Origin of the sequence: Plectonema radiosum NIES-515 (genome assembly GCF_025753815.1) — a bacterium.
GTDB lineage: Bacteria > Cyanobacteriota > Cyanobacteriia > Cyanobacteriales > Nostocaceae > Hassallia > Hassallia radiosum_A.
Genome location: NZ_JAOWRF010000406.1, coordinates 20,644 through 36,224, shown reverse-complemented (window position 1 = coordinate 36,224; position 15,581 = coordinate 20,644). Strand labels below are relative to the sequence as shown.

The 15,581-nt window shown below is 39.9% G+C and carries 12 protein-coding genes; 3 read left to right on the top strand and 9 right to left on the bottom strand.

All coding sequences use genetic code 11. The features are described from left to right. Positions 1 to 252: 252 nt before the first annotated feature. Positions 253 to 1,467 carry an MFS transporter gene (locus OGM63_RS28750; RefSeq protein WP_263749160.1) on the top strand — a complete coding sequence of 405 codons (1,215 nt, stop codon included), beginning with the start codon at positions 253 to 255 and terminating at the stop codon, positions 1,465 to 1,467. A 346-nt stretch (positions 1,468 to 1,813) separates the two neighbouring features. On the opposite strand, the gene OGM63_RS28745 is transcribed toward OGM63_RS28750, so the two are convergent. Genes OGM63_RS28745 through OGM63_RS28740 form a run of 3 tightly spaced genes read right to left on the bottom strand, consistent with a single transcriptional unit; the run spans position 1,814 to position 2,485 of the window. Further along, positions 1,814 to 1,942, bottom strand: coding sequence for a DUF4926 domain-containing protein (locus OGM63_RS28745; protein ID WP_263749159.1), 129 nt, complete (start codon positions 1,940 to 1,942; stop codon positions 1,814 to 1,816). Between the two features lie 14 nt (positions 1,943 to 1,956). Beyond that, entirely contained in the window at positions 1,957 to 2,046 is a 90-nt protein-coding gene (locus OGM63_RS30005) for a hypothetical protein (protein WP_375340535.1), read from the bottom strand. Beyond that, complete coding sequence (locus OGM63_RS28740) at positions 2,009 to 2,485, bottom strand: Uma2 family endonuclease (RefSeq protein WP_263749158.1); 477 nt, start codon at positions 2,483 to 2,485, stop codon at positions 2,009 to 2,011. Before OGM63_RS28740 ends, OGM63_RS30005 begins: the two co-directional genes overlap by 38 nt. Positions 2,486 to 3,002: 517 nt before the next feature. Between OGM63_RS28740 and OGM63_RS28735 the strand changes: the two genes are divergently transcribed. After that, positions 3,003 to 3,374 (top strand): hypothetical protein, encoded by a 372-nt coding sequence (locus tag OGM63_RS28735; protein WP_263749157.1) that lies wholly within the window; start codon positions 3,003 to 3,005, stop codon positions 3,372 to 3,374. Positions 3,375 to 3,384: 10 nt separating this feature from the next. Continuing rightward, positions 3,385 to 5,172, top strand: coding sequence for a caspase, EACC1-associated type (locus tag OGM63_RS28730; RefSeq protein ID WP_263749156.1), 1,788 nt, complete (start codon positions 3,385 to 3,387; stop codon positions 5,170 to 5,172). Positions 5,173 to 5,208: 36 nt separating this feature from the next. Here the strand turns inward: OGM63_RS28730 and OGM63_RS28725 are convergent, their stop codons facing one another. From OGM63_RS28725 to OGM63_RS28700, 6 genes are all read right to left on the bottom strand, one after another. Beyond that, on the bottom strand, positions 5,209 to 6,414 hold the full coding sequence (locus OGM63_RS28725; RefSeq protein WP_263749155.1) for a PP2C family serine/threonine-protein phosphatase: 1,206 nt from the start codon (positions 6,412 to 6,414) through the stop codon (positions 5,209 to 5,211). A 312-nt stretch (positions 6,415 to 6,726) separates the two neighbouring features. Further along, positions 6,727 to 7,410, bottom strand: a complete 684-nt coding sequence (locus OGM63_RS28720; protein ID WP_263749154.1) for a vWA domain-containing protein — start codon at positions 7,408 to 7,410, stop codon at positions 6,727 to 6,729. A 67-nt stretch (positions 7,411 to 7,477) separates the two neighbouring features. Further along, positions 7,478 to 8,485 carry a protein kinase domain-containing protein gene (locus OGM63_RS28715; protein WP_263749153.1) on the bottom strand — a complete coding sequence of 336 codons (1,008 nt, stop codon included), beginning with the start codon at positions 8,483 to 8,485 and terminating at the stop codon, positions 7,478 to 7,480. A gap of 256 nt (positions 8,486 to 8,741) precedes the next feature. Next, entirely contained in the window at positions 8,742 to 8,909 is a 168-nt protein-coding gene (locus tag OGM63_RS28710; RefSeq protein WP_263749152.1) for a hypothetical protein, read from the bottom strand. Positions 8,910 to 8,913: 4 nt separating this feature from the next. Further along, on the bottom strand, positions 8,914 to 14,001 hold the full coding sequence (locus OGM63_RS28705; RefSeq protein WP_263749151.1) for a WD40 domain-containing protein: 5,088 nt from the start codon (positions 13,999 to 14,001) through the stop codon (positions 8,914 to 8,916). Then, entirely contained in the window at positions 13,968 to 15,308 is a 1,341-nt protein-coding gene (locus OGM63_RS28700; RefSeq protein WP_263749150.1) for a P-loop NTPase fold protein, read from the bottom strand. The genes OGM63_RS28705 and OGM63_RS28700 overlap by 34 nt, the downstream gene beginning before the upstream one ends. Positions 15,309 to 15,581: the final 273 nt, after the last annotated feature.

The following is a 15,581-nucleotide window of genomic DNA, read 5'->3' as shown; positions in this document are numbered from 1 at the left end:
GACAGGGGGGATGAGAGGGACAAGGGGGACAGGGGGGACAAGGGGGACAAGGAGGAAATTTCTCTTTCTTGTCTTGCCGTTTCCGCTTCGTACCCTGCTAGGACTTACGCATTTCGGATTTTCTGCTGCATCCTCTGCGGTTGTTTTTTTTTCATACTTTGGCGTAAGTTCTGATTACTTAGCATCACCCAATTTTTGATTTACTGACGGTATAAAGCTGAATGTGCGAGTATTGAAATACCGAACCCGAAGATGAAATTAGTAAAATCACATAATCCCAATTTTCGTTGGGTTGTGCTTACCGTTGCGACTGTTGCACAAGCGACCGCGTGCTTTCTGGTTCAGGGACTTGGTGCTTTTGCAGGCTATATGCAAGAGGCACTAAGATTGAACGCTTTTGAGATTGGGTTACTCGTTTCAGCCGCACAACTTTTCCCAGTTATAGGATTGCTAGTTGCTGGCGAACTGCTTGACCGCTTTAACGAACGACTGATCGTTGGGGTTGGGTCATTGATCGTTGCTGCTGCTCTTTTTGGTTCATCCTATGCTACGAATTACAGAGAGCTTCTTGCCTGGCTTGTGATCGTAGGCATAGGCTATAGCACTGCACAACCGGGTGGAAGCAAGTCGGTGTCGGAATGGTTCTCGAAGTCGCAACGCGGATTTGCGATGGGTATTCGTCAAGCTGGTCTACCTCTGGGTGGTGCGATCGCAGCGGCAAGTCTACCACTAGTAGCGGCAAATTATGGTTGGCGTGCGGCTTTCCTTGTGGGTTCTGGTGTTGCGTTCATTGGTGGTATCTTATTTATCATTGTTTACAGGGCACCAATTGTTAATACACAGAACCCAAGGGCAGTATCAATTAAAGCTGCCTTGCATAATCGACTATCTCTGTTAAGCCATCCCAGTATGCGAAACATACTGTGGTCTGGGATAACTTTGATAACGGCGCAATATGGTATAGTCATTTTTCTAGTGCTTTATATGCATGACAGGTTCAATGTATCCTTCGAGAACAGTGCCAATATACTTTTTGTTGCTCAATGTGCAGGTGTGGTTGGACGTATAACTCTGGCAGCGTGGAGCGACCAGAGTAAACATGGACGATATTTTCCAATCCTGACTAGCATGGGTGCACTTATTTTGGGTCTTATTATGCTTTTAATATTGGCGACAAAATCATTAGTAATATTATTTATTCTTGCAGCTTGGCTTGGTTTTTTTGGGTTTGGTTGGTATGGACCGTGGGTAGCCTATGTTAGCGAATTAGCACCTCCTGAAAGAACAGGATTTGCACTGGGTCTAGCAATGGCAATTAATCAAGTAGCAGTAATACTAAGTCCACCGTTGCTTGGGTGGTTGCGGGATATAACGGGCAGCTATGTCACCACTTGGTCTCTACTGATTGCGATACTGATTAGTTCTATTATTATGACTAGACCTCGAAAAAAATTGAGAATCGAATAGAGCGTCTCACCCCCATGATTCCCATCCTTTGTGAGAAAAGAGGGATCAAAAACTGCCAAAATGTATATTGCACAAGTATTCCAGCAGTTTAAAGCATGACCCAAAATAAAACAAATTGTATCCCAAACCTGAGTTCGACTTTTGAAATTTCTGTGTTCTGCCATGATGACTTGTGTGAACACCGTAGGTAGGGGAGTGTCTGAGTGGGGGACAAGGGGGAAATTTCTCTTTCTTGTCTTGCCGTTTCCGCTTCGTACCCTGCTAAAACTTACCCATTTCGGACTTTCTGCAAGACTCTGTGTTCCTCTGCGTTTAAAAACGCGCTCATTTTTACGCAAAGCTGTACTTAGGCAATTGCCAATTCATAATGCAAAACTAAGAGTTCATTTGCTGTCAAGGTAGCCATTGCATATTCACGCCCTTGAGTGTCAGCAAATTCGACTAAATAATAACATTCTTCTCCTTGATCATACACTTCTAGAATCGTTCCTACTTGTCCACTTGGTAAACTTTTGTGATTCCTAAAACTGAGGCAAAAACTCTAGCTTTGTGCTTCCCACTGGGATGGTCTGGGTTCAAGCAATAGCCGATTAGCTTTTGCATTGAGATTTCTGCTTGCTCTCTTGGGTTTATATAATTCCTTTCTGTTGATGATGCCACTGGTGACAATAATTTCAATAACAATGTCTGGGGTTTCTTTATCAGTGCTGATACAATAAGACTCATCAGGTGTACCAGAAGCATAGCCCGGTTCTTCCAGAGTGAAACCACCGCGTTTATAAAACCGAATGCCTTTTTCTCTCATGAAAGCTTCTAGTAACAACCCAAGGGTGCTTTTCACTTTTTCATGTTTATCTCCAATGGGTGACATAATTTCTAAAATTCCTGATAAATAAGACATTCGGACATCACGGTTGTCTTTTAGCTGTGCCTCAATACCTTTGAACTGCTCCCAAGAAACATCTCTTAGTGTTACGAGTTTTTCTTGTGTGGGTTGATCTACAAGTGGAATGCTCATTGCAAATGCCTCCTAAATAGGCAAGTAAAGGCTGATGAATCATTCGGTCTGGCGTGTAATATCTACTGGTAGTGGCAACATTGGCATGACCCAATGTTGAGTGCTATTAATTCAGCCCATAGTGTTGCCACAAGAGTTTGTTATTATATTTATAGTCTAAGTAAAAGTACCATAGTAACTACTAAAAAATGTCAAGTACTATCCTTATACCTTTCTAGCAATCCATAGACAGCAAATTTTGTGTAGCATCAGTAACATTGATTGATAATCTCCATTACACTCTTAAAGGCGGGAAAACAGGTTAACATTTTGCCAAGCCGCTCCTCAAGTTGGTGTTTCCAATGTTTAAGCATTTTATAGTTGGTTTTATCGTAACATCCATAACACATTTAGTTGTAGCTTGGATGTGACGCTCAGTCTGGGGTGCAAAAAAATCTTACTTAAAATTAAGAAACAATTAACATCTAGTCGTCAGTCATCTGTAAAATAAGTCACTACCAGTGGAGAGACAAATTTCATGCCAAATATTCAAGTAAAAATTGCCTTTTTAAAAGATGAGTATCTGGAAGACTCAGAACTGCAAGAAAAAACAGAAAATCTCCTACAAGATATTAAACAAGAGGTTGAAGTAGAATCTGCTGGTCTTGTAGCAGTAAATAATTCCGAAAAAGGAGCAAAGGATATTGGAGGATTTTTACTAGGGGTGTTGACGGCTGAGGTAAAAGTAGCGAATATTAAATCTTTGTTCAGGTTTTTGAGCGATCGCTTACTAGGGAAAATCATTGAAATGGAAGTCACGGCTAATGGTAAAACTCTCAAGGTCAAAGCTAGTAGCACAGTTGAATTGAATGCAGCGATAAAAGCCGCTCAGGAATTTGTGGGAGAATAAGGAGCAACACATGGCGAAGAAGGTAGCATTACTGGTTGGGGTCAGCAATTATCAACAAGGGCTATCAGCCTTGCCTAGTGCTACCAAGGATGCGAGGGCAATAAAGCAAGTATTACAGCATCCAGACATGGGAGGGTTTGCTGAAGCTGATATCACCCTATTATTGAATCCGAACAAAGACAAGATGGAGGATGCTATATACAGCCTTTTTGCCAACCGTAATTCGGATGACTTGGTGCTGTTGTACTTCTCCGGTCATGGTGCAAAGGATGAAAAGGGTAATCTCTACATTGCCACACCTACTACCCGCACAGACCAGAATAAAAGAGTGCTAGCTCATACTGCCATCGACACCAGTTCTATCAAGCAAAAAATGAACGATTGTTCATCCAGGCAACAGGTAGTAATTTTGGACTGTTGCTTTAGTGGAGCTTTTTTGGCAAAAGGATTAATATTAGGCAATAAGTTATGGGCAGTTCTCACATCTAGTGATACTCTTGAGTATTCCTATGCCCCAGAAGCTTCTGAACTATCAATTTACACCCGTTATTTAGTTGAAGGCATCAAAACGGGAGTAGGAGATTTAAATAATGATGGCAATATTTCGGTAGATGAGTTGTATGAATATACCAAAAAGAAGGTACAAGAAACCTCGCCCAAAATGAATCCTCTGTTTGATAATGGCAGAGGAGGTCATAAAATTGTTTTGGCTAAGTCTCCTAAGGATGACCCGAAACTGAAATACCGTAAAAAAGTTGAGGAAATTGCTCGTCAAGAGGAGCGCAAGTTTACTTCCTTTAACCGCATTTATGAGGGAAACATTACTGATAATTTTCACCGCATTTATCTAAACGATTTACGGAACAGTCTAAATTTGACAAAGGAGGATGCCAAGGCAATTGAAACTGAAGTTTTGACACCTTACTGCTTGCGAAAAAACAAATTAAATAGTTATGGAAAAGTTTTTGCAGAAGCGATCAAACAGGGTTATCCACTAAGTCAACAAAATCGTCAAATGCTGAAGGATTTGCAGCAAGTTAAGAACCTCAGGGACGAAGATGTTGAACAAATTGAGAAACGAATTTTAGATTCTTTACCAACTCCACCGATTACCAATCAGCTGCCAAAACCAACAATTGGAGGTACTACACAAGTTAATTCACCTCAAATTCCTCAACCAACGAAGCCGAACAAGACACAACCAGTTTCTAATCCATCACCTGGAAACAAAAATATAGGTGCAAATAAACCTTTACCAAACGTACCGACGATAAAACATCCGACCAACTCTGTATCATGGCAGCCACCTCAGCCTCCAAGACAGAATCCAACTCAAGATAATCTAGATTCCGAACAGGTAAGCAACAAATATACTAAACTGCGCGACTTACTAGCAGCGAAAAATTGGAAAGAAGCTGACAAAGAAACAGCTAAAGTCATGCTCAGGGCTTCTGGCAAAGAATTGTTCGGCTACCTGTCTGAGGATGATATCAAAAGATTACCAACTAAAGTTTTAGACACAATTAATCAACTTTGGGTTAAAAATAGTGGAGGACGCTTTGGTTTTAGCGTTCAAAAAAGCATTTATCTGCAAGTTAGCAAGAAGTACGATATGCTGGGCGATCGCCTGGGATGGAAAAAAGAAGGAAAATGGTTGTACTGGGGAGAATTAAACTTTAGCGAACAAGCCCCAAAAGGACATCTTCCTAGTGGTACATGTCCTTTGGGTACTGTTGAAGGATTAATCTGGGATGGGTGTAATGTAGTTTCAGTTCTTCTGTCGCGCAGTGATTTCTAAAGTTAAACCGCAATGCTTCAATTTTGGTTACTTCAACTACGCTAAAAGAGCGATTCCTCTGTCATCAAGACCTTTCGGAGATGCCCAAACCGTTTCATCTTCTAAAAATTTAAGTAAGCTGTCATTATCAAAACTGCCTCCTCTGGTTTCTGCGAAAAAGTTACTTAACGCACCTGCTATTTTAGAACCATCCATACTTACTAGAGTTTCTGCTGCACCATCTGTAAATGCAGCAATACCCGTCACATTTTGAATCGGTAAAAAACCGTAATAAATAGCTTCGTCTTTCAAGCGATCGCTAAGAAATGTCGTTTGGTTGGCAAATTCTCCTTTTCCTAAAGAACCGAGTAACTCAAGCTTGTTATCCTTTTCGACAACAATAAAGCCATCTCCGACTTTCAGCCAAAATAAATAATGTTTGCCAAGCACAGCCATCAATAACGTACACTTCAAGTCATCAACCAGACATTCTTTATTTTTTGAAAGTTCTCGTAATGTTTCAATTGCAGATTTTATAAACCTATACGCATATTCTTTACCTTCATTACTTTCATTACAATTAAGTCTTTGTTCTTGGTCTAATATCTGTTGATGAATAGATTCCATTGAATTGGTAAATTCACCCAACCCCTCAACAACAGCCTTAGAACCAAATTGAGAAAATCTAGCACTTCCAGCACCATCTGCCACAAAAATAGCTGCCCGTGGTGTTGACACAGCTTTTGCTGCATCTTGGCATTCTACTTGTGGATGCGATTGAAGGTGAGAACGACCAACAGTAGTAGCATAAATACCTTGCCACTCTATTTGTTCTGGCATCCCGTCTTCTTCTGGTTGTGGGATTATATCTTCTTCTGAATTCTGATCTTCTATAACATTCACATTATACGCTTCATCCTCTTCTGGATTCGGCAACCTATCTTCCACAGATTCCACATCATTCTCTTGGGCTAATGCATTATTTTTCCCTTGCTTACTTTTTTGGAAGATATTATTTTCTTTCTTAGATTTAATTTCTTTTATAAGTGCATCAGGAACTGCATCATTTCCCAACTTTTTCTGTTGATGATGCAATTCCATTAATTTAATATAGATATTTTTTTCCAACTTTTTAGAAATGGCATGATTGAGTGCTTCTATGCTATCAGGATACTTTCTTTGCAGTTCACTAAATTCTTCAATTGTTAAGCGTATGCCCTTTTCTTCTTTTACCTTTTTTGCTATTTTAGTTTTTTTAGTCATAAATTGAAACTCCATTTTTTCCAAATAAATTGCAATAAATATAGGGCATAAGCCCTACATTTATTTTGTTTTGCCTGATTATATTTCGTCAGGGCTATTTCGTTCTAGACAGAAACTGCCCAGAACTGAAGTTCCGGGCTAATAGCTAAAGTCCGTTAAAACGGACTATAATCTTTTCTCAGTCGTCTTTAGACGACTTTCGCTATTAGACTCAGAATTTATTCTGAGGCGGACTAGATGAGAATGAAATAGCCCTGATGTTTCGTGACCTGTAGGCAATCAATAATGCTCAATTGAGAATTAATTTTATTTTTAAAGTTGAATGTTATCCCAACCTCTAGTAGATGGTAATTCAACACCAGTTCCAGGAGTGGAAACGCTTACTTGAGCCATGCTTTGAGAAAGCCACTGGAAGAATTCTCGGAATCGATACTGTGCTATTTTTTTGGGGGGACGATTGGCAGGACAAAACTCAGCAAGTTTCTTCAAGTTGCAGTGGTCACCAATACCAATTCCAAAGACCAGCATTTTACTATCTTCAGCGAGTTCGCGGAGTTGAGCCGCAGCCTTAGAATATTCATCGGTTGGTTCACCATCAGTCATCAGTATAATCCAAGGTTGATAGTAGGGAACACCATATTTTTTATACTGTTTTTTGCGGTTTTCCAATACTTCAATTGCTCTCGAAACTGCTTCACCCATCGGTGTCCTTCCCATCGCAGAAAATGTAGGTGTAGTAATTCCTAAAATCGATTGGATAGGGGTAACTTCATCCACAGTACTGCCAAAAGTAATTATTCCTACTTCCACAGCAAAGCGTGCAAAATCATCTTGACAGACTTCTTGAATAAACTGATTTACACCTTTACTGAGTAAACTAATTGGATCGCCTGACATACTACCACTAACATCCAAAACCAGCATACATGCACAGCGAGGTGTTGGGTTTTCAATTAAATCACCATATGGGTTATTTTGATTTTGATACATCTTCATATTGCTATCTCCAAGTCAACTCATTTTTAACAAAATACTTCAAAAAATAGATGGTTAAACAAGAGGATTAAATAGTCCTCTCTTCACTATCTCGGCTGGGTTTTGGTTCTGCTGGTCTGATTTCCGAAGTGTTAAAGTCTCTGTGCATAGCAAAGTAATATTTTTGCAAAGCATCTTGCCATTCTGCTAAAGATGCTCGACTTGATGGATTGCCAACACCGTCCTTTAGTGTTCTAATAAACAGGCTTTTAACGTTAAATGTTAAATGGCTCCAAATAATATACCAGGGACCTGGTGGTAGAGCACCCGTCTCTCCTGGTCTTGCATTTCCTCTTCCGTATGGAAAATTACCTTTTCGCAAATTTTCTACCGGATTTCCACCACCTACTTGACTATAAGGATGTTGTCCCAACATCAAACATTGAAACATTAAAATTGCCAACGAAAATAAGTCACTTTCAAGTGTTCTAACAACCTGCCCAAAATCTTGACCATGATGTTCAACGGGTGTCATTTCTGGTCTACCTACAGGACATGGATAGATTTGGGAAGTCTTAGCATTTTTGACTTGATAGCTGTCTGTATCAATCAGATAAACTTTAAAGGTAGAAGGGTCTGCAAGAAAATTACTTAAGTTAATGTCCCCAAGGTAGATTTCTTTTTTGTGCAAAATATCAATTGTATCTAAAAGATGTAACAATATTTGCACAATGCCTTTTCTATCTATATTTGGAAAGTATTTTAAATAAAGCATTGGATGCGCTAAGTTACTCAGTGGTATTCCTTTAGCCCTTTTCATGGCATAGCCCATCCACTGATCGTTCCTGTTAAAAATTTCTATTTGTGGCCAAGTCACATAAGGACTCTTAATCAGGTCTTCTAATACACGAATCTGAACGAAAACTTTTTCTCTTAGTTCATGTCCCCTTTCTTTCAACTTCTCCTGATTAAATATTTTGACTACAATATTTGGATTTTCTGCTAGCGCATATATATTACCTTGTCCACCACCACCTACTTTATCTCCCAGCTTGCGTGGTTGTCTGTGTTCATCGTAGATTATCAAATCGCTCATAATTCCGTGTGCCTTATCTATACTTACGTGTCACTTATGGGGACTGAAAAAAGAACGCAATCAATATGCAGCAAGACTTTTAGGCTCAATTAATAAGCCGAAGTAAATAGCCAACGGTATCTTATACAACAGGGTAACAAATAATTCCGAATATTTTGACGAATCTGTTTGCGTATTTATTCTTACTTAACAATTGTTGGAAAAGATGTAGAGACGTAGCACATGCAACGTCTCTTGGGGTTTGGATAACGCAAATTTAAATTAGGTCGATGTCTGTTGGCAAAATTCTGATTGTATTAAGTCGTCGCTGACCCAATACGGTTCGGTTAACGTATGTAGAGACGTTGCGCTTCGTCTCTACAAGGGTTTTGGGTTCACAAATATTCTTAACCGAACCGTATTGGTCGCTGACCCACTTTTCCACTTCCTCACCTCAGATGACACAAAGCGCGATCGCTTTTTGTCACTTTCGGGTTAGTATTTAAATAATCATGTAGCAAATAACAACTTTGTGACAGTAAATTCTCTAGTTTTGTCGAAGTCAAGTTTTGGAGAATCAAGTTACCTTTGTTACTACCACTAGCTAGCAGTCTGTCCTTTGAACTGAAACTAACACTGGTAAACTTATCTTTACGGGCTTTCAAAACGATCGCTAAACTACCGTTTCGATTCCAAAGTTTGATATTATCATCGCTAGCTGCTGCCAAAGTCTTGCTGTCAGCGCTAAAACTAACGCTTTTGAAAGAATCCCCAGATCCTTCAATAATTTTGATTGGTGTACCATCCAGCTGCCACAGCCTCACTGTGTTATCATCACTAGCTGAGGCTAAAAGTTGACCATCGGGGCTAAAAGTCACCCAGTTGACTACGTTATCATGTCCTTCTAAGGTGTTAACTAAAACACCATCTCGGTTCCACAACTTAACTGTTTTATCATCACTAGCTGATGCTAAAAGTTGACCATCGGGGCTAAAACTTACCCAGTTGACTACGTTGTTATGTCCTTTTAAGGTGTTTAAGAGTTTACCATCCACACCCCAAAGTTTGACGGTTCTATCTTTACTCGCTGAAGCGATAATTTTACCATCTGGCGACCAAGCTACGCCTAATACCGCATCGTCATGTCCTTTTAAGGTGTTAATAAGTTTACCGTTCATTCTCCATATTTTCACGGTTTTATCTTTGCTGGCAGAAGCGATCGCGCTTCCATCTGGACTAAAACTTACACCCCAAACTTGACCCTGATGCCCTACAAAGCTGCGAATTAGTTTACCATCAGAGGTCCACAGTTTAACTGTTTTGTCGCCACTCGCGCCGGCTATGAGACTTCCGTCAGGGCTAAAACTGATACTAGTAATCCAGTCATTATCCGCGTTGGGGTTTCCTTGTCGCAAATCGTCCCAATTCCACAGCTTGATAGTTTTGTCTCGACTTGCAGAAGCAATAATGCCATCGTCTGGGCTAAAACTAACGCTATTCACCCAATTGCTATGTCCCCTCAAGGTTCCTAATAGCATCCCATCAGAGGTCCAGAGTTTGATTGTTTCGTCGCTACTGGCTGAAGCGATAAATTTTCCATTGTGGCTAAAAACAATACCAGTAATTCCTCCACTGTGTCCCGACAAAGTTTGCAGTGGTGTACCTTCACGACTCCAAAGTTTGATGGTTCTGTCTTTGTCCAAACTACCGGAGGCGATTATTTTACCATCTGGCGACCAAGCGAGGCTCCTGACTGCATCGCTGTGTCCTGATAATGTTACGATCAACTTACCGTCTAAATTCCAGAGTCTGATAGTTTTGTCAGCACTTGCAGAAGCAATTATTTTACCATCTGGCGACCAAGCTACGTCTAAAACTGGTTTTTCATGCCCGAATAAAGTTTTCAGCAGCTTCCCGTCTCGATTCCAAAGTTTGACGGTGCGATCGCTACTTCCAGAAGCGATTATTTTCCCATCGGGGCTAAATGTAGCGCTATTTACCCCACCCTGATGTCCTGATAAAGTGATTGGTTGTAATCGGTTTAGATTCCACAATTTCACTGTTTTATCTTGACTAGATGAAGCGATCGCACTTCCATCAAGACTAAAATTAACGCTATTAACGACGTCTTCATGTCCAGACAAACTTTTGAATATTCTACCATCTGGATGCCAGAGAATAATAGTTTTGTCAGCGCTGCCAGAAGCGATTATTGTACCATCAGGGCTGTATGTGACACTATTTACCCCAGAGCGGTGTTTTTCTAAGCGGTTGCGCTCTCCTACCTCACTAACTGCCTGATAGAGGGCTGTTTTTACCTGCTGTGTGGTGTCAGAATCAACCCAAATCGCTTTTTGCAGTTTTCTACCTGCATTTAAAGCTTCTTTTAATGCATCAATACCCTTATCGGAAGCAAACAGCGCTTCGGAAGATGCACTGATGGTTTTAATTTCGCTATTGACGATTGTAAATAAGGAGCCGATTAAGCCTAACACGGCGACGAATAAAGCCGCAAGTCCAAATTTGAGATAAAAATTGACTCGCACTTCGCTGAGTTTCTGTTTTTCTTTACTTTCTGCTAATTGAGTTTTTAATTCTTTTTCCTTTAATTCTGCTTGTAATTGTTCAATTTCTACCCGACTCATTTCTTCACGCTTGCGTAACTCTTTCAACTCGCTGAGTAAATCTAATCCTTGTTGTAAATTGCTACCCACCAATTTTGCTTGTTGCTTATTCTGCCTGAGTTCGCTATTAAGTCGGTCAATTTCTGTTTGACTTTTTTCTACTTTTGTGCGTAGTTGATTCAATTTAATCTGCAAACTTGATTCGTGTTGTTGCAAATTGCGAATCAAATATACTAAATAATCATGAATTAGTTGATAGCGTTCCGGAACATCCGGAAATAAAACTACTAACCCAGAACGCACTAAGATTTCTAAGATCAAATCTAATTTTTCTGGATCTTCTAATTCTTCTAATTCTAGTGCTAATTGACTGCGAGTTTTAAAAGGTCTTTGATTATTTTCGTCTGTTAATAAATATAAAACGAGTAATGCTGCACGTTCATTTTCTTGACCACAATCTTGGATAAGTTCTTTGATATATCGTTCAATTAAGCGATTTGGTCGATATGGCTGATATCTTTCTAAGCTGGTAATTCTTTCATCTTGAAGTTGCGCTCCTGCTACTTGCAATTCAATGGGACGAACTTCTCCTAATTCTGCCGATAAATCTTCGATCAATGCGTCAATCAAAGCAGGTTCTAAATAAATGTGCGATCGCTCTGTTAAACGCTGCACTACAATTTTGGCATCTGCGGGAGAAAAGTTATTTAAAGGATAGCGAATATTTTTATCGAGAATGTTTTTATTAATCGCTTCTAATGCCGATAAATGCTTAAACTCTAATAACCGATGTAAATAATCTTCTCGCAAAGAAAGAATAACTTTGACAAAAGGGATATTTAAAGCTTGACTAATAAAAATATCAAACTCTTGCTTTTTATTTCTATCTGTATATCCAAAGAAGAATTCTTCAAATTGATCGAAAATTAAAACTGTGATTAAATGGTTGTTAGCATTTTCTTGTAATTGTTCTTGAATTCCCGCAATTGTAATTGGTGTCACCGGAAAAGGTAAAAGTTCTGCTTCTTTTTTAATTAGTGTCTGTGCTGATGATAAAGATTTTCCTAATTCTCGCACCCAATCATCATAAAGTTGTAATACCACAGGTACGGCAATTTGATCGCCGATCGCTCGATTTTGTAATGCAGGCAGTAAACCCGCAGTCACGGTAGAACTCTTACCCACACCAGAGGGACCGTGAATCACCGTCAGCTTTTGGTCAGCACGGCTAATTCTGCCAATTAAGTTATTTATATCACCTTCGCGACCAGAAGCGGCGATTTCTAACGCGACGCTGCTACCGTAAGCAGGTGAGAGCAAAGCTGGGTTTGTCGCTTGTCTTTGGGGTTGCAAACGTCCTGCACCAATAAAAGCGCGGAAACCGTACTGCTGTTCGACAGAACGACGTTTTTGACGAATAGTAAAAGCTTCTAAATAGCGACCTTCTTCAAAATAAAGCGATCGCAAAGACCGTAACAAGCGAATATAACGATGGGCATCATAACGATGATCGCTAGTTTCTAACGCTTCGTCAAGATTCTCACTCGCCATTTTTAACTGTTCTAAAGCGATTTTTTCTTCACCCAAATTACGCTGTGCTTTCGCTAAAATCAAGCGATAACTTTGCGCTAACAGTAAAGGAAATATGCCTTGATTAGAGTCGCTATTATCTTTCGATTCGTATAATTTCCACAAACTAACTCGTGCATATTGACTCGCTTGTACCCAGCGAAGTTCTTGCACAGCAACTTGTGCTAAAAAACCATAATCACAAGCTAATTGTATTTGCGTCCCATAAGTTTGATGCAACTCCAAAGACTTTTGAGCAACCATTTGTAATTCTTGCCACTCTTGCAGATGTTGCAAAACTTCTGCCAAATCACCAATAAATTGAGCTGCTACATCCGGACGACCACTTAAAAGCAAAACATTCAAGCATTCTTGAAAATACAATTTAGCTGAATGCCAATAACGGCGATTTTCGGCATAATTTCGTTCAGCTAAACGACAACAACACAAAGCAATATAAAATAATAACACTCCTTGTCGCAGTAGGGGTGAAGCGTGGCTGTTAACGATATCTAACTGGGAGCCGAATAAATCGGGAATTCTAAATTTATCGCTTAGTTCACTCTGGGTTCCCGATAATTCTTGCCAAAACCTGAAACTTTCCTGGAAATGGTCTAAAGCTGAATTTATGCGATCGCTTAAATAATCATCTAAACCAAAAACAAATTCTAAACTAGCATTTAATTCTGGTTCTAAAGAAATACCGTGATTTTGCAACTCTTTGATTGCATACTGAAGTTCATCGCTATGCTCCCAAACTTGCTCTACGGTACAATGCCGATCTGCTTCCGGTTTTTGACGTTGTGTAGCACGAGTATTTAAAACTGTAGCGAACAGAGAATCAGTTTCTTGTTGCAGAAATTGTAGCAACTGAGTTGAAGTCATTTCAAACCTAATTGGTGTCGCTGCCCAACTGGCAAAATCTGGTGCTAAACGTAATAGCTTTTGCTGTACTTCATCATTCACCCAAAGCACCATTGTAAATGAATGTCTTTTGCGAAACTCATCGCGAATATGATTGATCGCACGCAATAAATCATCAAGTCCTTCCACTGACTCTAAACCCAAAATCATCAATGCTGAAGGCTGCTTTTTTGTTAGTTGTGTATGAAGAGTTGTGTAGAGACTTCTGGCATTATGAGGCAAAACTATCTTTTGAATATCATCTGCTTCGGCAAATAGTTCTTCAAGTCGTTGTAAAATTCGTTGTTGCAAAACTTTATAATTGCAGCAAACTACAACCACGGAAAATTGATTGGCAGAGAGAGCGATCGCCCTCCCCAAACTTCTAAAAGAACGCTCGTTATCTGTTATGATGCTTGTTTGCGGTTTTCGTTCAACCATGATTGAAATTTTTGCGTTTCTGCTAAAACTGGGTTGACCGCAAACCAAACTCCCTGATGATCGCGGTATTCAAAGACAAACAAACTTCTTAACAAAGTGTGATATTCAATATCACCCCGAACCCGCTGCTGTTGCACCACTTGAAAAATTAATTCCCACTCGTGCGGATCGATTGGGTTAGCACGGTAGTCACGCTGTCTTTGAATCACAAGTTCCACACAGTCGCGATCGAAAGGTGGATCTTCTTCTCGCAAACAGTCGTACAACAATCCTAGCAAGTCGCGTACATGACCACCGCTGATCAGACACAACCGATCTAAAGTTTCCGCACTGTCAAACACCTCTGTTATTAAGTTTAACCTTTGTTCTGAGTGAATATCAGGAAAAGCTCTAGCTAAAACCATTTGACGCATCAAAGTTAGTCCGGGAGTGTAAACCTCCCCAGAACGCGAACGCACGGGTATCATTGGCAACACTTTAGGTGCGACACCACCACCTAAACGTTGCTGTAGTTCAGCGCTATCGTTAGAGAAAGTTAAAGCTAAAGGAATAGTGTAAACTACATGACAGTTGAGTTTACGTAACTGCTCACCCCGCTGGATAAATAAATATTCTGGCAGCGATCGCCCAGATGGTAAAGGTCTAATTGCCACTCTGTCCAAATTATCGACAATGACAACTAATCCTTTTTTACCTAAAGCTTTCAATTCGGTGTTCGCACGCTCTAACAGTTCTTTATTAATTGACTGTAAAATATTTCCTGTGCGAGGTTCGAGATAATCGCGTAAACGGCGCCGTAATTGCGGACTTTCTTTGGTTTTCGCGGTAATTTTCCCAATACCAACAGACAATTCAGCTTCATACTCTAAGTCAATTGGTGTTTGCATGAAATCTATAACTTCCGTAAACAACTTAGCAAAATAGCTAGGTTTGATGCGGATTTTGATTGCTTCCAAGCTTTCACTCACCTGACCTGCGATCGCTAGTAAAATATCAGTTACATCTACATCTGCCATTTCTAGGACATGAGTAGACTCAAAATAAACCACATGAAACTTTTGCTCTTCTAACTCAGCTTGCAGTCGCAACAACTCCGTTGACTTTCCACAGCCGAGATGACCTGTAAATAGCTGACAGGTTGGGACATCCGGTGATATCCGCGTAATGGTACGCTGTAAAGCTTCAATGATTTTACCACCCCGCACTGAAGCAAAATCAATATAATATCGGCGATCGGCAGCATTTCCCATCATTAGAGGTCTGCTCGGATTGCACGCTTGATAAAATCTTTCTAAATCTAGGAGCATAACTAATCCATTTCACTTAGGGAAAGACGGGGATTGCAAAAACGTCTGGATAACTAATTATATTTATATCTGCTGAGTAGTAATTCTTGCCTAATCTACGAATACCCGTATCAAAATACAAACTATATTGACATTCTTCCGGATGATTTTTCCGATAAATTTATCAAATGGCAACACTTTTACGAGAGACTTCTTAAGTAAGAATACTGGGATAAGCTTCAGCTTAAATAATTTAGCCAGAGAAAAATATTCTCCTAGAAATTCTAAAAATAT